15 protein-coding genes are annotated in these 17,515 nt (G+C 72.4%); 9 read left to right on the forward strand and 6 right to left on the reverse strand.

What is annotated here, in order from left to right; genetic code table 11:
• Entirely contained in the window at window positions 1-3,120 is a 3,120-nt protein-coding gene (locus ACIBW9_RS39450; protein WP_398962738.1) for an FAD-binding and (Fe-S)-binding domain-containing protein, read from the reverse strand.
• A 65-nt stretch (window positions 3,121-3,185) separates the two neighbouring features.
• A complete protein-coding gene (locus tag ACIBW9_RS39455; RefSeq protein WP_398962741.1) occupies window positions 3,186-3,725 on the reverse strand; it encodes a MarR family winged helix-turn-helix transcriptional regulator in 540 nt (179 codons plus the stop codon).
• A 123-nt stretch (window positions 3,726-3,848) separates the two neighbouring features.
• Between ACIBW9_RS39455 and ACIBW9_RS39460 the strand changes: the two genes are divergently transcribed.
• Entirely contained in the window at window positions 3,849-4,364 is a 516-nt protein-coding gene (locus ACIBW9_RS39460) for a YceI family protein (protein WP_398962744.1), read from the forward strand.
• A 6-nt stretch (window positions 4,365-4,370) separates the two neighbouring features.
• Here the strand turns inward: ACIBW9_RS39460 and ACIBW9_RS39465 are convergent, their stop codons facing one another.
• Window positions 4,371-6,104 carry a hypothetical protein gene (locus ACIBW9_RS39465; protein ID WP_398962928.1) on the reverse strand — a complete coding sequence of 578 codons (1,734 nt, stop codon included), beginning with the start codon at window positions 6,102-6,104 and terminating at the stop codon, window positions 4,371-4,373.
• A 240-nt stretch (window positions 6,105-6,344) separates the two neighbouring features.
• On the opposite strand from ACIBW9_RS39465, the gene ACIBW9_RS39470 reads away from it, so the two are divergent.
• From ACIBW9_RS39470 to ACIBW9_RS39485, 4 genes are all read left to right on the forward strand, one after another.
• A complete protein-coding gene (locus ACIBW9_RS39470) occupies window positions 6,345-6,734 on the forward strand; it encodes a cell division protein SepF (protein ID WP_398962747.1) in 390 nt (129 codons plus the stop codon).
• 75 nt (window positions 6,735-6,809) lie between these two features.
• Window positions 6,810-8,000 carry an ATP-binding protein gene (locus ACIBW9_RS39475; protein WP_398962750.1) on the forward strand — a complete coding sequence of 397 codons (1,191 nt, stop codon included), beginning with the start codon at window positions 6,810-6,812 and terminating at the stop codon, window positions 7,998-8,000.
• On the forward strand, window positions 7,997-8,323 hold the full coding sequence (locus ACIBW9_RS39480; RefSeq protein WP_398962753.1) for a nucleotide pyrophosphohydrolase: 327 nt from the start codon (window positions 7,997-7,999) through the stop codon (window positions 8,321-8,323). The genes ACIBW9_RS39475 and ACIBW9_RS39480 overlap by 4 nt, the downstream gene beginning before the upstream one ends.
• Before the next feature lie 197 nt (window positions 8,324-8,520).
• Complete coding sequence (locus tag ACIBW9_RS39485; RefSeq protein ID WP_398962756.1) at window positions 8,521-8,991, forward strand: DUF6099 family protein; 471 nt, start codon at window positions 8,521-8,523, stop codon at window positions 8,989-8,991.
• A 22-nt stretch (window positions 8,992-9,013) separates the two neighbouring features.
• Here the strand turns inward: ACIBW9_RS39485 and ACIBW9_RS39490 are convergent, their stop codons facing one another.
• A complete protein-coding gene (locus ACIBW9_RS39490; RefSeq protein ID WP_398962759.1) occupies window positions 9,014-9,178 on the reverse strand; it encodes a hypothetical protein in 165 nt (54 codons plus the stop codon).
• Between the two features lie 236 nt (window positions 9,179-9,414).
• Between ACIBW9_RS39490 and ACIBW9_RS39495 the strand changes: the two genes are divergently transcribed.
• On the forward strand, window positions 9,415-10,338 hold the full coding sequence (locus ACIBW9_RS39495) for an LLM class F420-dependent oxidoreductase (protein WP_398962761.1): 924 nt from the start codon (window positions 9,415-9,417) through the stop codon (window positions 10,336-10,338).
• 220 nt (window positions 10,339-10,558) lie between these two features.
• Here the strand turns inward: ACIBW9_RS39495 and ACIBW9_RS39500 are convergent, their stop codons facing one another.
• On the reverse strand, window positions 10,559-11,506 hold the full coding sequence (locus ACIBW9_RS39500) for a LysR family transcriptional regulator (RefSeq protein ID WP_398962764.1): 948 nt from the start codon (window positions 11,504-11,506) through the stop codon (window positions 10,559-10,561).
• A 143-nt stretch (window positions 11,507-11,649) separates the two neighbouring features.
• On the opposite strand from ACIBW9_RS39500, the gene ACIBW9_RS39505 reads away from it, so the two are divergent.
• Genes ACIBW9_RS39505 through ACIBW9_RS39515 form a run of 3 tightly spaced genes read left to right on the forward strand, consistent with a single transcriptional unit; the run spans window position 11,650 to window position 16,369 of the window.
• On the forward strand, window positions 11,650-12,321 hold the full coding sequence (locus ACIBW9_RS39505) for an FMN-dependent NADH-azoreductase (RefSeq protein WP_398962766.1): 672 nt from the start codon (window positions 11,650-11,652) through the stop codon (window positions 12,319-12,321).
• 44 nt (window positions 12,322-12,365) lie between these two features.
• Window positions 12,366-13,829, forward strand: a complete 1,464-nt coding sequence (locus ACIBW9_RS39510; RefSeq protein WP_398962769.1) for a 3' terminal RNA ribose 2'-O-methyltransferase Hen1 — start codon at window positions 12,366-12,368, stop codon at window positions 13,827-13,829.
• A complete protein-coding gene (locus ACIBW9_RS39515) occupies window positions 13,826-16,369 on the forward strand; it encodes a polynucleotide kinase-phosphatase (RefSeq protein ID WP_398962772.1) in 2,544 nt (847 codons plus the stop codon). Before ACIBW9_RS39510 ends, ACIBW9_RS39515 begins: the two co-directional genes overlap by 4 nt.
• A 121-nt stretch (window positions 16,370-16,490) precedes the next feature.
• Here ACIBW9_RS39515 and ACIBW9_RS39520 read toward each other — a convergent pair whose 3' ends face one another.
• The gene (locus ACIBW9_RS39520; RefSeq protein WP_398962775.1) at window positions 16,491-17,384 is read right to left on the reverse strand and encodes a hypothetical protein; all 894 of its coding nucleotides are present in this window, start codon (window positions 17,382-17,384) and stop codon (window positions 16,491-16,493) included.
• Window positions 17,385-17,515: the final 131 nt, after the last annotated feature.

Below are 17,515 nucleotides of genomic sequence, written 5' to 3' on the forward strand. Positions count from 1 at the left end.
TCACCGCCGCAACAGGCGGGTCACGCCTGCTGCGGCGGCCGCCGCGCCCAGCCCCACCCCGGCCAGGGCGAGGGACTGGGCGCGGCGGCCCGGCGGGGCCGGCCGTACGCCCGCGCCGACGCCGTAGGCGCTGCCGTGCGCACCCTCGGGCAGCGCCGAGGCCAGCAGTTCCGCGAGGTGCACCGCCTCGTGGCCGCCGCTGTCGAACTCGTGGACCTGGGTGCGGCAGCTGAAGCCGTCGGCCAGCAGCACCGTCGCCGGGTCGGTCTCGCGCAGCCGGGGCAGCAGCACGCGTTCCGCGCAGGCCTCGCTGACCTCCAGGTGGCCGCGTTCGAAGCCGAAGTTGCCCGCCAGTCCGCAGCAGCCGGACTCCAGCTGCTCGGCGTCCACGCCGGCCCGGCCGAGCAGTTCACGGTCGGCGTCCCAGCCGAGCACCGCGTGCTGGTGGCAGTGCACCTGTGCCAGCGCCCGCGCCGAACGGTCCGGCACCTGCGGGGGCTGGTAGCCGGGGGAGTGCTCGGTGAGCAGCTCGGCGAGCGTCACCGTCTGGTCGCGGAGCCTGCGCGCGTCACGGTCGCCGGGGAAGAGCTCGCCCATGTCCGAACGGAACACGGTGGTGCAGCTCGGCTCCAGGCCGACCACCAGCCCGCCCGCCCGGACATGCCCGGCGAGACGGCGCACCGTGCGGCCCAACACCCGCTCGGCCGTGGCGAGTTGGCCGGTGGAGATCCACGTCAGTCCGCAGCACAGCGGTTCCCGCGGCAGCTCGACCCGCCAGCCGGCGTGCTCCAGCACCTCCACGGCCGCCTGCCCGACATGCGGGTGGAAGAAGTTGGTGAACGTGTCCGGCCACAGCAGGACGCTCCCGCGCGACCCGTCGCCGTACGTCTCACCACGGCTTGCGAACCACTGCTGCAGGGTCTGCCCCGCGAACAGCGGTATCTCCCGGTTCTCGACACCGGCCGCCGCCACGGCCGCCCGGGACAGCGGTGGGGTGTGGGTGAGCGCGTTGACGAGCGGCCCGAGCCTGGCCCGGCCGACGGCCTGCGCGACGGCCGGCAGCCAGCCCATGGACAGGTCGGAGCGGGGCCTGCGCCAGGGCCGGCCCTCGTAGTGGTGCGACAGGAACTCCGCCTTGTAGGTCGCCATGTCCACATCGGCCGGGCAGTCCTTCTTGCAGCCCTTGCAGGCCAGGCAGAGATCGAGCGCGTCCCGTACCGCCTGAGAGCGCCAGCCGTCCCGGATCGCGCTGTCCCCGTGCCCGTCGAGCATCTCGAACAGCAGTCGCGCCCGTCCCCGCGTGGAGTGCTCCTCCTCCCGGGTCACCTGGTAGGAGGGGCACATCACCGAGCCGCCCTTGTTGGTCAGCTGCCGGCACTTGCCCACGCCGACGCACCGGTTGGCGGCCTCGGCGAAGGAGCCCCCGTCGTGCGGGAAGCGGAAGTGCAGGTCACGGGGTGCGTACGGGGCCCAGTCGCCGCCCAGGCGCAGATTCTCGTCCAGCCGGTACGGCGCCACGACCTTCCCCGGGTTCATCCGGTCGAGCGGGTCGAAGACCGCCTTCAGCCGCCCGAAGGCCTCGACCAGTTCCTCCCCGAACATCCGCGGCAGCAGCTCACCGCGGCTCTGGCCGTCCCCGTGCTCCCCGGAGAAGGATCCGCCGAACTCGGCGACCAGATCGGCCGCCCGTTCCATGAACCGCCGGTAGGTGGCCACCCCGTCGGCCGAGTACAGGTCGAAGGGGATCCGGGTGTGCACACAGCCCTGCCCGAAGTGGCCGTAGAGGCTGGGTCCGGTGTCGCTGAGGTACCCGAACTCGTCGTAGAGGCGGCGCAATCGGCGCAGATAGTCGCCGAGCCGCTCCGGTGCCACCGCCGAGTCCTCCCAGCCCTCGAAGGTGTCGGGCTTGCCCGGGATGTGCGCGGTGGCCCCCAGGCCGGCCTCGCGCACCTGCCACAACTCCTCCTCGTGCGAGGGGTCGTCGAGGAAGGCCACCTCGGCGTCGTGCTCGGACTCGTGCAGCCCGTCGAGCATCCGGTGCGCCCGCTCGTCCGCCTCCTCGACCGTGTCTCCGCCGAACTGCACCATCAAGAAGGCGTTGCCCTCGGGCATCTGGGCGCGGGCCTTGGGATTGAGGCGCTTGATCCGCTCGTCCTTGATGAGCCGTGCGTCGACGCCCTCCAGCGCCATCGGCTCGTACGGCAGGATCGCCGGTACGGCGTCGGCGGCCACGGAGATCTCCGGGAACCCCAGGACGACCAGCGTCCGTTCCTTGACCACGGGCACCAGCTCCAGCTCCGCCCGCAGAACGGTGACCAGCGTCGACTCGCTGCCCACGAGCAGCCCCGCGACGTCGAAGCCGTGCTCGGGCAGCAGCGAGTCCAGGTTGTAGCCGGAGACCCGGCGCGGGATGTCCGGGTAGCGGCGGCGGACCTCGTCGCCGTACCGGTCCCGCAGGGCGCGCAACTGCCGGTAGAGGGCGGCCCGCAGATCGCCGTGCCGCTCGATCTCGGCGTACTCCTCGTCGCTGGTCTCGCCGCACCAGAAGCGGGTGCCGTCGTAGAGCAGCACCTCCAGCCGGGCGATGTTGTCGACGACCTTGCCGGTGGCCTGCGCGGTGGCGCCGCAGGAGTTGTTGCCGATCATGCCGCCGATGGTGCAGTTCATATGGGTGGCGGGCTCGGGGCCGTAGCGCAGGCCGGTCGGGGCGAGCTGCCGGTTCAGTTCGTCGAGGACGATGCCGGGCTGCACGATGCAGGTGCGGGCGTCCGGGTCCACGGACTCGAGCCGGTGGCAGTACTTCGACCAGTCGATCACCACGCCCGCGTTGGTGCACTGCCCGGCGAGGCTGGTCCCGCCGCCGCGCGACAGGACGGGCGCGTCGTACTCGCGGGCGACGGCCACCGCCTCCGCGGCCGCCTCCGGGGTGCGGGGCACGACGACACCGATCGGGGTCTGCCGGAAGTTCGAGGCGTCGGTGGAGTACGCGGCCCGGCTCCCGGCGTCGAAGCGGACTTCGCCGTCGACCCTCTCGCGCAACGCGGCCTCCAGCCCCGCCGCGTCGACCGGCGGCGCGGCTCCGCTGCGGACGACGGGTTCGGGCAGGTCGAGTGCGCCCATGGAGCCCTCCTGCGATCGCCGGCACGGGACCGTCGAGTACCCAGCAGGCGGCGGGTCACCCCGCGCTACGGCTGCTCGGACTCCTCGGCGAGTTCGGCCTCCTGGGCGGGTGCGGCCTCTTTGGCCGGCTCGGGCAGCAGGCCGCACATCGCCTCGTGCTGGTCCGGACCCATCACATGGGTCAGCGCCCGGGTGACCGTCGAGGCCAGGGTGCCGGAGGCCTCCTCCAGGAGGCGGCGGGCCTTGTCGGTGAGGGCCACCTCGATGCCCCTCTTGTCGCCGCAGACCGACTGGCGGGTGACCAGCCCGGCGTGCTGGAGACAGGCGATCTGGTAGGTGAGCCGGGTCTTCGGGCGGCCGAGGAGCTCCGCGATCCGCGTCATGCGCAGCCCCGTCCCGGGCTGCTCGGCGAGCAGGCAAAGGATCAGGAACTCGTCGTGCGAGACGTCGAGGCGCTCCTTCACGACCGACCGCAGCTCCTGCTCCACCGCCCCCACGGCCCCGAGCATCACCATCCAGGCCCGCAGCTCCTTGGGCAGCAGTCCGCCACCCCGCGCGGACGGGCATTCGGGCAGGTCGGTGGGGTGCTCCTCGGGGTCGGCCATGGTGTCGAGTCTAACCGTTGTCCAATTTTGGACCGAAGGGTTGTCCAGATTTGGATAATGCTCTACGGTCGGTCGTAGTCATCCAAATTTGAAGCACTTGCTTTCCCCGCCCTGGAGAAGATCATGACCGTCGCCGTCGAAACCGGTGTCTGGCAGCTCGACGCCGCCGCTTCCACCGTCGCCCTGCGCCACAAGACGATGTGGGGCCTCGTCACCGTCAAGGGCACCTTCGGCGCCGTCGGCGGACAGGGTGAGGTGCAGCCCGACGGCTCCGCCACCGGCACCCTGACCCTGGACGCCGCCACCCTCGACACCAAGAACAAGAAGCGGGACGAGCACCTGCGCTCGGCCGACTTCTTCGACACCGCGAACCACCCCGAGATCACCTTCGCCGTCCGCAGCGCGAAGGCGGGCGCCGGCGCCACCGTCGAGGTCTCCGGCCAGCTGACCGTGCGCGGCATCAGCCGCCCGCAGACCCTCACCGCCCGCCTGGCCGGTGCGGACGCCGACGCGCTCACCCTGGAGACGGAGTTCACCGTGGACCGCGGCGAGTTCGGCCTGGGCTGGAACCAGCTGGGCATGATCCGCGGCCTGACCACGGTCGCCGCCACGCTCCGCTTCGTGCGTACGGCGGCCTGACGCGCGTCAGCGGGTGCCGCGCACCCGCAGGTGGAGGTCCATGCTGGACAGCGTCTGCGGTGCGGGCGTGAAGACCCGCAGCCGGAGCCGGGCCTTCGGCCCCGGCAGGGTGAACTTCCCGTCGGGCGCCCGGATCACATAGTCGGCCGAGGCGTGCGCGGGCAGGGTGGCCGGTCCCTTCAGGACCGTCCAGTACTCGCGCAGGCCCTGGCCGACCGTGAGCATGAAGTGCGGTTCCAGGGCGCTGTCGTCCCTGTTGGTGACCCGCAGACTCAGCCGGGCGAGGGCGTTCGCGTCCGCCGCCGTCCGGCGCACGGAGGCGATCTCCATCCTGAGCGGAGGCTTCCCGGTGACCGCCACGACGGCGCTCACCAGCGCCGGGGCGACCAGCAGCGCGGCCGCCGCGGCCAGCGCCGGGCGCCGGTGGGGACCGGTCAGCGGACGCGGGCGCGGCTGCCAGGCCCGTACGAACTCGGACGGCGGTGCGGTGACGGCGGTCGCCAGCCACAGCGGCGTCATCATCAGGTAGTAGCCGTCCTGGGAGCGGGTCGCCAGGAAGAAGGCGCACCAGGGGAGCACGGTCGCCGCCGGCCCCAGCCGGCGCATGAACAGGATCAGCAGCCCGAGCAGGGCCGCGGCCAGCAGCATGCTCGCGTGCCCGTACCAGTCGACCCGGTCGCTGCCGTTCGTGTAGTACAGGGACACGCCTACAAGGCCCTGTCCGTGCAGCGTCGCCCCCTGGGTCAGCGGCAGCGCGATGCCACCGATCCAGGTGCTCGGCTCGCTCACGACGAAGTACGTGTTGATCAGCAGCCACACGGTCGCGGCGATCCCCGCGATCCGCGCCACCACCAGCGCCGCGGCCCGGCCGCCCAGCTCACCGCGGCGCACCGCGTAGATCCCGGCCAGCAGGAACGGTGTCAGGAACCAGGGCAACTGCTGCGCGGCACACGCGGCACCCAGGCATGCGGCCCGCGCCACACCGGCCGCCCCGAGCCGTCCGCCCTGTCCGATCCGCGGCCAGCGCACCGCCACCGGGATCAGCAGGGCCAGCGCGATGATCGCCGGGTAGCCCTCACGGCCGTAGGTCGGCAGAAACCCGAAGCCCAGGCACGCCATGGTCGCCGCCGACCGCCACTGCACCGGCAGCATCCGCCACAGCACGACCGTGCCGACGATCAGCGCGCCCGTGCTGACCGCCGTCGCCGGGGCGCCGCCGTGACCGATCCACAGCAGGGGCGCGGTGAGCAGCGGGGCGAGCGGGGGATAGCCGTAGGTGTAGTCGTAGCCGCCGTCGAAGGTCGTGGTGAGGGCGATGCCCTTCTGGAAGAGCCAGGGCCACGGATGCCCGTAGACGTGGTGGCCGGCGACCAGCTCCTTGGCGGCCTGGGTGGTCAGCACCGCCTCGTCCGAGCCGCTGTGGTTCATGGCCCAGGCGGACAGGGCGAGGACCACGGCGGTCACCAGCACGAGCGCGTCGAGCCGCGCGAGCGACCGGGCCCGGCGCACGACGAGCGCCAGCACCCCGCACACCAGGATCGAGGCGTAGCACACCGAGATGACGGCGGCCACGGCCGGCCGGTGACTCGCCGCCTGCGTCCACACCGTGCGCGTACCGATGAAGAGGCTGACGTTCGCCAGCAGAGTGAGCACGCGATGCCACTGCGCGGGAGGTTCCGGTGGGGCGGACACCGCCGACTGCGTCCGCCGGCCGGGTGTCACCAGCTGGGTTTCTGCCAAGTGCACGGCAGCGCACGCTAGTGGCGCCCGGTGACCAGTACGTGGCCGGAGGGGAAAAGCCCGGTGTGAGACGGGTAAGAAGCCTTGTTCGAACAGGAACCGGCTCATATCTGGCCGGTTCCCGTCGCCGCGGAACGGTTGTGACGGTCGCGGACCGTGTCGCTGTTGGGCCGAACGGGTGACGTGGCGTAAGAATTGGCTGGTGCAGGCAATGAGTGCGAGTCAGTTCGGGGGGAGCCGGTGAACCGCCACGACGTCACCGATGAACAGTGGGAAGGGCTCGCCCAGGTGGTGCCGCTGCGGGGACGCGACGCCTGGCCGTCCGCCGTGGACCACCGCGCGCACCCCGAAGCCCTGACGGAGGCCCGGCGCCGTTTCGTCGTCCTCAGGGTCAATGTCTTCGCGGACGCCCGCGAGGTCGCCGAGACCCTGATGGCAGGCGTTCCCGTCCTGCTCGACCTGAGCGGGGCGGAGGCCGAGGTCGCCAAGCGCGTCCTCGACTTCAGCACCGGAGTCGTCTTCGGCCTCGCGAGCGGCATGCACCGCGTCGACCGCAACGTCTTCCTGCTGACCCCGGCGGACACCGAGGTCACCGACCTGGTGGAGAGCGCCTCAGCGGCCGGTTCCTGACCGCGGTCCCCCGATCGTAGGAAGCTCCGGACGCCGTAACGGTTCACCTTCCGTGCACCGCCCTACGGTCCGGACATGACCGTGTCATCCGTGCCGCCCGCGGCGCACTCCGCTACGTCGTCCCCGCTGCGAATCCTCGCGGACCGCCCGCGCCCGGACCGCCCCTGTGTCACCGAGCTGCGGCTGTCCGCCTTCGCCGGACACCGGCGGGCCGCCTTCGAGCTCGGGCCGGTCACCCTCTTCGCCGGGGGCAGCGGCTGCGGGAAGACCAGCGCGCTGCGGGCCTACGAGGCGCTGGCCCGGCTCGGCGGCGGTGCCGAGGTCGGGGAGGTGTTCCCCGACGCGGCCGACTGTGTGCCGCAGCGCGCGCGGCCCGATGCGCAGCGGCGGCGCGGGTTCCGCATCGGCTGTACGGCCGACGGGCCCGAGGGGCCGGTCCGGCTCGACGTCGCCGTGCAGGCTGAGCCCGAACTGCGCATCGTGGGCGAGCGGCTGACCGCGGGCGGTCTTGTGCTCCTGGAGACCGCCCTGCGCGACCCCTCCCGCCGCACCGTGCAGGCCGCCTGGCACACCGCGGGTTCGGCACCGGTGACGCGGGCGCCGCTGCCCGACGACCGGCTCGGCACCGCGCTGCTGCCGCTGCGCGTGGCCGGCAAGACCGACGGACAGCGCCGGGTGCTCGCCGCCGCCGAACAGATGGTCGTCGCCCTGCGGTCCGTCTTCGCCTGCGATCCGCACCCCGGCCGGATGCGCGCCCCGGCCCCGCTCGGCTCCGGACTGCTCCTCGGCGGCTGCGACAACCTCGCCGACGTCCTGTGGCGCACCCGCGCCGAGTGCACACGACGGCACGCACAGCTCGTCGAGGTGGTGCGCGCGGGCTGCGCGGGGCCGGTGGCCGACGTGCTCGCCGAGCCGCTGGGCGACGGGACCGTGCAGGCCCTGCTCGACCGCGGCGACGGTTTCCGGACAGCTCTGCGGCGCCTCGGCGACGGCGAGCTCAGATACCTCGCCCTCGCGCTGGTCCTGCTGACCGGGCCGGGCGTCCTGGAGGTGGACACCGCGGGCGAGGTGCCCGCGGCCATGCAGACGCTCACCGTCCTCGCCGACGGCTTCGACCGCTCACTGGACCCACGGCAGCGACGGGAACTGCTACGGCTGGCCATGCGGACCGTCGGCCGAGGCCACATCCGCGTCGTGGCCGCGGTCAGCGACGCCTCGTGGGCGGCCGGGCCGGAGCCCGTCACGGTGGTACACCTGGAGCCGTGACCGATCCTCTCGACGTGGCGAAACTGCAGCGCAGGCTGGCCGACTTCGCCGCCGCCCGCGACTGGCGGCAGTACCACACCCCCAAGAACCTCGTCGCCGCACTCAGCGTCGAGGCCTCCGAACTGGTCGAGATCTTCCAGTGGTTGACGCCGGAGGAGTCGGCCCGCGTCATGGACGACCCGGACACCGCGCACCGCGTGACGGACGAAGTCGCGGACGTGCTCGCCTACTTGCTGCAGCTGTGTGACGTCCTGGACATCGACCCGCTCGCGGCGCTGGACGCGAAGATCGACCGCAACGAACGGAGGTTCCCGGCGCCGTAGTCGAACAGGGCAGCCTTCGGGAGCGGTTCAGTCCGCTTTTACTCTCCGGAGTCAAACACCGGTCCGAAACCGATTTGTTGTCCACAGATTTCGGTCTTCCTCTGGCTTTTCGTCCCGCACACCCTCACTCTGGGTAGTGGACGGCGGAGTTCGGGCGGACGTGCGGGCAGCGCGTCCAGACAGACGGGGGCAGCGGCATGGACGCTGTGCGGCTCATCGTGACGAGCAGACGTGCCCTGGCAGGGAGCGGCGACGCTCCGGAGACCATGACCGAGGTGTGGCAGGCGCAGGCCCTGGCGCAGGCGATAGGCAGCCGCCTCGCGGTCTCCGGACCGCCCGAACTGCGCGGCGAGGCACTGGGGTTGACGGAGCTGGCGGGCCGGGGCTGCGGGGTCCTCGACAACCCTCACCTCGCCACCGAGGACCTGCGCGCGGCCCAGCTCACCGACCTGGGGGACGCCCGCCAGGCACTCCTCTGCCTCGGCAGCCTCCTGGGCGAGGTGGGTATCGCCCTGGTGGGACTCGCCTGCGCCGCGGACGACGAGAGCACCTACTGGCAGTGCATGGAGGCCATCGACGCGGCGGACGAGTCCAGGGACCGGGTCCGGGAGATGCTGCGCAGACTCGCGGACCGGGAAGAGGTGTTACCCGAGAGGGAGGCGGGTTAGAACGGCCCCAGGGGCCCGGGTCTCAGCCTGCCTCGCTCTCCTCCGCACCCCGCCCCGCGGACTGCAGATCCGCGTCCAGGGCCGACAGGTCCGCGTTCAGCGCCGCCATCAGCTCCTCCATCTGCTGCAGCAGGCCCTTCGGCCGGCCGGCACCGCCGCCCTGCTGCGGCACGGACTCTTCGGACATGACGGCCTCCTCGGCCCCAGGCCCCCGCCAGGAGGCCGATCGGGTGACAGCCCGGCGACGGCCGCCGGCGGGTGCCGGGCGGTCCGGCTCCGCACGAGCCAACGACCACCACCAGAACGGGTCACTGGCCAGGTACGCCCCAGGTCGGCCGACCACGGATTTTCACCCGACCGTGGACAGGAGTGCCCGGAGGGACCGGTGGGGTTGACCGGCACCGAGGCGTGCAGGATGGAGGTATGGATCTTCGCATCTTCACCGAGCCCCAGCAGGGGGCCTCCTACGACACGCTGCTCGCGGTGGCCAAGGCCACCGAGGACCTCGGGTTCGACGCCTTCTTCCGCTCCGACCACTATCTCCGCATGGGCTCCGTGGACGGCCTTCCCGGCCCCACCGACGCCTGGATCACCCTCGCGGGACTGGCCCGCGAGACCAAGCGCATCCGCCTGGGCACCCTCATGACCGCCGGCACCTTCCGTCTGCCCGGCGTGCTCGCCATCCAGGTCGCGCAGGTCGACCAGATGTCCGGCGGCCGCGTCGAACTCGGCCTCGGCGCAGGCTGGTTCGAGGAGGAGCACAAGGCGTACGGCATCCCGTTCCCGAAGGAGAAGTTCGGCCGGCTCGAGGAGCAGCTCGAGATCGTCACGGGCCTGTGGCAGACCAAGGTCGGCGACACCTTCGACTTCCACGGCACGTACTACGACCTCACCGACTCGCCCGCGCTGCCCAAGCCCGCCCAGGAGAAGATCCCGGTCCTGGTCGGTGGCCACGGCGCGACCCGCACCCCGCGGCTGGCCGCCCGGTACGCCGACGAGTTCAACATGCCGTTCGCCTCGGTCGAGGACAGCGAGCGGCAGTTCGCACGGGTGCGTGCCGCCGCCGAGGAGGCCGGCCGGCGGCCCGAGGACCTGGTCTACTCCAACGCCCTGGTCGTCTGCGTCGGCAAGGACGACCAGGAGGTCGCCCGCCGGGCCGCCGCGATCGGCCGCGAGGTCGACGAACTGAAGGCCAACGGCCTGGCGGGCACCCCGTCCGAGGTCGTCGACAAGATCGGCCGCTATGCGGAGACCGGCGCCGGCCGCCTCTACCTCCAGATCCTCGACCTCGCCGATCTGGACCACCTGGAGCTGATCTCGTCCCGGGTACAGGCACAGCTGTCGTAACCGCCCGGCCCTCCGCCCCGGCCTCAGGTTCGGGGCGGTTCCGTTTTCCGGACGCGTCCTGATGCACTCGGTGCGCGGGGGCCCGCCACCATGGATCAGCCGGCCGCCGCGGACATGCACATCAACGCCGAGGTCGAGGTGTCGCGCCGGCCGCCCGGCCGGGGATGCCGGCCTCGGCGGCCTCCCGGTCGGCCGGCGGCTTCGTGGTGAGAGGGGCCCGCTACCGGGACGCCGGGTCCTGATGTTCCGTCAGCGACCTGCTCAGCTCCGCCGCTGCCTCCCGCACGGCCGGCAGCAGCGCGGCCACCGGCGGGGTCTGCAGGGAGCCCTCGCGTACGACGAGGGTGATGCGGCGGGCGAGTCGGGGTCCCTCCAGCGTGACCCGGACGACCGGATGGCCCGGCCGGCCGGGCACCAGGTCGGGGACGAGCGCCACGCCCCAGCCCAGCGAGACCAGCCCGAACACCGCTTGCATGTCGCCGATGTCGGAGACGATGTCGGGCACGAAACCGGCGCCGGCGCAGGCGTGCAGGGCGAGCCGGCCGAGCCGCGAGGTACGGTCGAGCAGCCATGGTTCCCGGGCGAACTCCTCCAGACGGCGCGGTAGTTCACCGGTGGCCAGCGGATGGCCGGGGGCGACGACGAGGCGGAGGCGGTCGCTGAGCACCTCCTCCTCGTACAGCCCGGGCACCCGGGGCTCGGGCACCTGCGGATAGCCGGCGGCCAGCACGGCATCCAGCCGGCCGAGCCTCACGGTCTGCCGGCCCTCGTCGGGCGCCACGCCGTGCAGGGTGATGCGCAGCCGCGGATGGTCCTGGCGCAGCCGGTTCAGCGCCGGCACCAGAAGCGCGGGCCCCTCGTGCAAGGGCACCCCCACCCGCAGCTCACCGCTGACCCGCCCGTCGCGGGCACGCAACTGAGCCTCGGCGGCCTCCAGCTGGGCCATGATCCGGTCGGTGTGGGACACCAGCAACCGCCCGGCCGGGGTGAGTTCGGCCCGCCTGCTGCCGCGGTCCAGCAGGGCGGTGCCGGTCTCCGCCTCCAGGGCGGAGAGCTGCTGGGAGACCGCGGAACGGGTGTAGTTGAGGGCCTGCGCGGCCGCGGCGATGGATCCACGGACGCCGACCTCGCGCAGCAGTACCAGTTTCCTTACGTCCAGCACCGTCACCCTCGCTAACGCTTTGAGTCACCAACTGTCACGCCAGATTACGGGACAACGGCTTCCCCGGGACCTTCAATGGAGCTCGGCCCGACCCGGACCACGGCTCTCGGCCCGACCCGAACGACCTGATCAGACAGGGGAACTCCGCCATGCCGACGCTGCTCCACCTCGACTCCAGCCCGCGCGCGGGCTCCGTCTCCCGCCGGATCTCGGGCGAGTTCGCCGAGGCCTGGCGCAAGGCCGACCCCGAGGGCACCTACGTCTACCGGGACCTGGCCGCCGACCACGTCCCGCATGTCGACGACGCGCAGATCGGGGTGATGCACCGCCTGGAGACGGAGGGCGTGCGCGACCTCGCGGTCGCCCGGGCCGCGGCGCGGACGCCCGAGGAGAAGGCGAGCTGGGCGGTGACGTGGCCGCTGGTCGAGGAGCTTCTCGCCGCCGACACCATCCTGCTCGGTGTGCCGATGTACAACTTCTCGGTGCCGTCGACCTTCAAGGCGTGGTTCGACCGGGTGCTGATCGGCCCGCTGATCGCCGACCCGGCCACCGGCCAGGGCCCGCTCTCGGGCAAGAAGGTCGTGGTGGCCTCGGCACGCGGCGGTGCCTACGGCCCCGGCACGCCCCGCCACGACAGCGACCATCAGGAGCGGTACCTCAAGGCGGCCCTCGGCATGGTCGGCCTTGCGACCGACCTCACCTTCCTGCACGCCGAGCTGACCAAGTCGGCCCATGTGCCGCGGCTCGCCCGGTTCCAGGAGACGGCCGCCGCGTCGTACCAGGCTGCGCTGGAGGCCGCCCGCACCCTCGGGGCCGCCTGAAATCCAGTGGTCACAGTGGGGGCACAGCCGAGAGACTCGGACATGTGTTCCTGACGATCTCCACGCGCGGCACCGCCGCCTCACCGGCCACCGACCTCGGCTACCTGCTGCACAAGCACCCCGACAACGCGCAGACGTTCTCCACGTCCTACGGCATGGCGCACGTCCTCTACCCCGAGGCCGATGCCGAGCGCTGTACGGCGGCGCTGCTGCTGGAGGTCGACGCGGTGGCGCTGGTGCGGCGGGGGAAGGGCAAGGGACGTGGCGGGGCGCCCGACGCGGCACTGGCGCAGTACGTCAACGACCGCCCGTACGCGGCCTCCTCGCTGCTCGCGGTGGCACTGAGCGCGGTCTTCTCCAGCGCCATGCGAGGCGTGTGCAAGGCTCGCCCCGAGCGGGCCGCGCAGCCGCTGCCGCTGCGCATCGAGGTGCCCGCGCTGCCCGCCCGCGGTGGCCCGGGGCTGGTGCGACGGCTCTTCGAGCCGCTGGGCTGGACCGTCACCGTCGAACCGGTGGCGCTGGACACCGAGTTCCCCGAGTGGGGCGACTCGCGGTATGTGCGGCTCGTCCTGGAGGGCGAGACGCTCACCCTCGCCGAGGCCCTGCGCCACCTCTACGTCCTGCTGCCGGTCCTCGACGACGCCAAGCACTACTGGGTGGCCCCCGACGAGGTCGACAAGCTGCTGCGGGCCGGCGAGGGCTGGCTGCCCGGCCACCCGGAGCAGAAGCTGATCACCAGCCGTTACCTCTCGCGCCGCTGGTCGCTGACGCGCGAGGCGATGGAGCGGCTTGAGCTGGTGCGGCTCGCGGAGGCGGACGACAGCGAGGTCGAGGACATCGACAACGCCGTCGAGGAGGAGACCGAGACGGAGGAGAAGCCCACCCCGCTCGCCGTGCAACGGCGCGACGCGATCATCGCCGCGCTCGGCGCGTCCGGCGCCGCCCGGGTGCTCGACCTCGGCTGCGGACAGGGCCAGTTGGTGCAGGCGCTGCTCAAGGACCCGCGGTTCACCGAGATCGTCGGCGTCGATGTGTCGATGCGCGCGCTGACCATCGCCTCCCGGCGGCTGAAGCTGGACCGCATGGGGGAGCGGCAGGCCGCGCGCGTCAAGCTCCTCCAGGGCTCGCTCGCCTACACCGACAACCGGCTCAAGGGGTACGACGCCGCCGTGCTCAGCGAGGTCATCGAGCACCTCGACCTGCCGCGGCTGCCCGCCCTGGAGTACGCGGTGTTCGGCGCGGCCCGCCCGCGGACCGTCCTGGTGACGACCCCCAACGTCGAGTACAACGTCCGCTGGGAGTCCCTCCCGGCCGGCCATGTCCGGCACGGCGACCACCGCTTCGAGTGGACCCGGGAGGAGTTCCGCACCTGGGCGCACACGGTGGCCGAACGGCACGGGTACGAGGTGGAGTTCGTGCCCGTCGGCCCCGACGACCCGGAGGTCGGACCGCCGACCCAGATGGCTGTTTTCCGTATCAGGACCGAGAAGGAGGCGAAGGCGGCATGACCGAGAACCAGACCAAGGGACGCGTCCTGCCCGTCACCGACCTCTCCCTCGTCGTCCTCGTCGGCGCCTCCGGCTCCGGCAAGTCGACCTTCGCCCGCCGGCACTTCAAGCCGACCGAGGTGATCTCCTCCGACTTCTGCCGCGGCCTGGTCTCCGACGACGAGAACGACCAGAGCGCCACCAAGGACGCCTTCGACGTCCTGCACTACATCGCGGGCAAGCGCCTGGCGGCCGGCCGCCGCACCGTTGTCGACGCGACCAGCGTGCAGCAGGACGCCCGCCGTCAGCTGATCGACCTGGCCAAGCAGTACGACGTGCTGCCCATCGCCATCGTGCTGGACGTACCGGAGGAGGTGTGCGCCGAGCGCAACGCGGCCCGCACCGACCGGGCCGACATGCCGCGCCGGGTCATCCAGCGCCACATCCGCGAACTGCGCCGATCCGTACGGCACTTGGAGCGCGAGGGCTTCCGCAAGGTGCACGTCCTGCGCGGGGTGGAGGACGTCGAGAACGCCTCCGTCGTCACCGAGAAGCGCTTCAACGACCTGACCCACCTCACCGGCCCCTTCGACATCATCGGCGACATCCACGGTTGCTCCGCCGAACTGGAGTCGCTGCTCGGCAAGCTGGGCTACCTCGACGGCGTGCACGCCGAGGGCCGTACGGCCGTCTTCGTCGGTGACCTCGTCGACCGCGGCCCGGACAGCCCGGGCGTACTGCGCCGCGTGATGTCGATGGTCGAGTCCGGCAACGCGCTGTGCGTGCCCGGCAACCACGAGAACAAGTACGGCCGCTATCTCAAGGGCCGCAAGGTCCAGCACACCCACGGCCTCGCCGAGACCATCGAGCAGATGGAGGGCGAGAGCGACGAGTTCCGCGCTCAGGTGAGGGAGTTCATCGACGGTCTGGTCAGCCACTACGTCCTCGACGGCGGCCGACTCGTGGTCTGTCACGCCGGTCTGCCCGAGAAGTACCACGGCCGCACCTCCGGCCGGGTCCGCTCGCACGCGCTGTACGGCGACACCACCGGCGAGACCGACGAGTTCGGGCTGCCCGTGCGCTACCCGTGGGCGGAGGACTACCGGGGCCGGGCGGCGGTCGTCTACGGCCACACACCTGTCCCGGAGGCCACCTGGCTCAACAACACCATCTGCCTGGACACCGGCGCGGTCTTCGGCGGCAAGCTCACCGCGCTGCGCTGGCCGGAGCGTGAGCTGGTCGACGTACCGGCGGAGCAGGTCTGGTACGAGCCGGCGCGCCCGCTGCGGACCGAGGCACCCGGCGGTCAGGACGGCCGGCCGCTGGACCTGAACGACGTGCACGGCCGCCGGGTCGTCGAGACCCGGCACTCGGGCCGGGTGGCCGTCCGCGAGGAGAACGCGGCCGCGGCCCTGGAGGTCATGAGCCGCTTCGCGATCGACCCGCGGCTGCTGCCGTACCTGCCGCCGACCATGGCACCGACGGCGACCAGCCACGTGGACGGATACCTGGAGCACCCGGTCGAGGCCTTCGCCCAGTACGCCGCCGACGGGGTGGCGCGGGTCGTGTGCGAGGAGAAGCACATGGGCTCGCGGGCGGTGGCCCTGGTGTGCCGGGACGCGGAGGCGGCGCGCAAGCGGTTCGGCGTGGACGGCCCGACGGGGGCGCTGTACACCCGTACCGGACGGCCGTTCTTCGACGACGGGTCGGTGACGGAGGAGATCCTCGGACGCGTGCGCACGGCGGTCGACGCGGCCGGTCTGTGGGACGAACTCGCCACCGACTGGCTGCTGTTGGACGCCGAGCTGATGCCGTGGTCGCTGAAGGCCGCGGGGCTGCTGCGGTCCCAGTACGCGGCCGTCGGCGCCGCGGCCGGGGCGGTGTTCCCGGGTGCGCTCGCCGCGCTGGAGGGTGCCGCGTCCCGGGGTGTCGAGGTGTCCGACCTGCTGGCGCGCCAGCGGGAACGGGCCTCGAACGCGGCCGCGTTCACGGAGGCGTACCGCCGCTACTGCTGGCCGACCGAGGGACTGGACGGCGTACGACTCGCCCCCTTCCAGATCCTGGCCGTCCAGGGCCGCAGCCTCGCCGGGCTCCCGCACGACGAGCAGCTCGCCCTGCTCGACCGCCTCGTCGAGCACGACTCCGGCGGCCTGCTGCAGACCACCCGACGGCTCTACGTCGACACCGGCGACCCGGAGTCGGTGCGGGCCGGTGTCGACTGGTGGCTGGAGATGACCGGTCGCGGCGGCGAGGGCATGGTCGTCAAGCCGCTGGGCGCGCTGGTGCGCAGCGCGGAGGGGCGGCTCGTGCAGCCCGGCATCAAGTGCCGGGGCCGCGAGTACCTGCGGATCATCTACGGTCCGGAGTACACACGTCCCGACAACCTCACCCGGCTGCGCAGCCGCTTCCTGAACCACAAGCGGTCGCTGGCGATCCGCGAGTACGCCCTGGGCCTGGAGGCCCTGGACCGGCTGGCGGAGGGCGAGCCGCTGTGGCGCGTGCACGAGGCCGTGTTCGGGGTGCTGGCACTGGAGTCGGAACCGGTGGACCCGCGGCTCTGAGCCAATCGTGAGCCGTGTCCACACAGGCGCCAGGGAAACCTGGTGTCACATGCGCGGCCCCGCCCAGCTTGAACAACCTTACGAATCCGGGGAGTTCGAGAGGGCGGGGCAGGCGGTACCGCTATCCGACCAGGCGCAGTGAGGTGCCCGCCACGCCCACCCGCACCGACTGCCCCCAGGTCAGCTGCAGCGCGTCCTGCTCCATGCCGTCCCCGAAGGCGATCAGCCGTTCGGACTCGACGGTGAGGGTGAGACGTGCCGCGTCCGCGAGCTCGCCCGCGACCAGCGACGTTCCGGTGGCCGGTGACGGCCACGCCTCCCTCACGAACCACAGCAGCCGGTCGTCGGTCGGGCGCGGCAGCGACAGGGCGGCGCCCCGCTCCTGCCACACCGAGCGGATCCATCCCGTCGCGCCGGTCCCCGTCCCCACCAGCACCCCGGACGAAGCCTGGGCCTCGACGACACCCCCGTCGCCCTCGAGGCCCAGGCGGTACCTGGCCGTCTGATGTCCGGCGGCGCCCAGGTAGATCTCGTTGAGCGCGACGATCCGCTGGGTGTCGTCGGCGACCGCCTCGACCATGGTGAGCTCGTCCACGGCGCTCGTGAGCACCGCGGGGAGCAGCGCCGCCGCGTCGGCGGGGCGGTGCCGCACCAGGACGCCAGGGTTGCGCCCCGGGTCCGTGTCGATGCCCACCACCGGCTGCCCGGCCAGGTACTTGGCGACGTTCGCCACCAGCCCGTCCTGCCCCACGACCACCACGACGTCCTCCGGGGCGAACAGGAAACGGTCCAGGTCGCCCCGTTCCACCTGTGCCTGACGCCAGGTCAGCGGAATCGCGGCGGTCACCTCGCCGAGCGCCCGCCGGGTGCGTCGGTGCCGCTCGGCGACCTCCCCGATGTCCCGCCCCCGGGAGGAGAGAAAGAAGGCGGCCTGCCCGTGCGTACCGTGGTGGGCGACCAACTCCTCGTACTCCGTGGTCCGATGCACGAGAACGACCCGCGGCGCGAGACTCACGCGGCACACTCCGCGGAGAGCACGGGCCGGACGAGGGCTCCCGTCCGGGCGAGACCGGCCAGCGGCTGTCCGGCGCTCGGGTCCGCACCGCGGATGGGTCGGGCGAGGGTCCTCGTCGGGGGGACGGTGGG

The sequence above is a fragment of the Streptomyces sp. NPDC049541 genome (genome assembly GCF_044465725.1).
Classification (GTDB): Bacteria; Actinomycetota; Actinomycetes; order Streptomycetales; family Streptomycetaceae; genus Streptomyces.

Coding starts and splice junctions, on each gene's coding strand:
- ACIBW9_RS39495 (WP_398962761.1), top strand. CDS start 9,415: ATGGATCTTCGCATCTTCACCGAGCCCCAGCAGGGGGCCTCCTACGAC.
- ACIBW9_RS39485 (WP_398962756.1), top strand. CDS start 8,521: ATGGACGCTGTGCGGCTCATCGTGACGAGCAGACGTGCCCTGGCAGGG.
- ACIBW9_RS39505 (WP_398962766.1), top strand. CDS start 11,650: ATGCCGACGCTGCTCCACCTCGACTCCAGCCCGCGCGCGGGCTCCGTC.
- ACIBW9_RS39515 (WP_398962772.1), top strand. CDS start 13,826: ATGACCGAGAACCAGACCAAGGGACGCGTCCTGCCCGTCACCGACCTC.
- ACIBW9_RS39460 (WP_398962744.1), top strand. CDS start 3,849: ATGACCGTCGCCGTCGAAACCGGTGTCTGGCAGCTCGACGCCGCCGCT.
- ACIBW9_RS39490 (WP_398962759.1), bottom strand. CDS start 9,178: ATGTCCGAAGAGTCCGTGCCGCAGCAGGGCGGCGGTGCCGGCCGGCCG.
- ACIBW9_RS39455 (WP_398962741.1), bottom strand. CDS start 3,725: ATGGCCGACCCCGAGGAGCACCCCACCGACCTGCCCGAATGCCCGTCC.
- ACIBW9_RS39475 (WP_398962750.1), top strand. CDS start 6,810: ATGACCGTGTCATCCGTGCCGCCCGCGGCGCACTCCGCTACGTCGTCC.
- ACIBW9_RS39450 (WP_398962738.1), bottom strand. CDS start 3,120: ATGGGCGCACTCGACCTGCCCGAACCCGTCGTCCGCAGCGGAGCCGCG.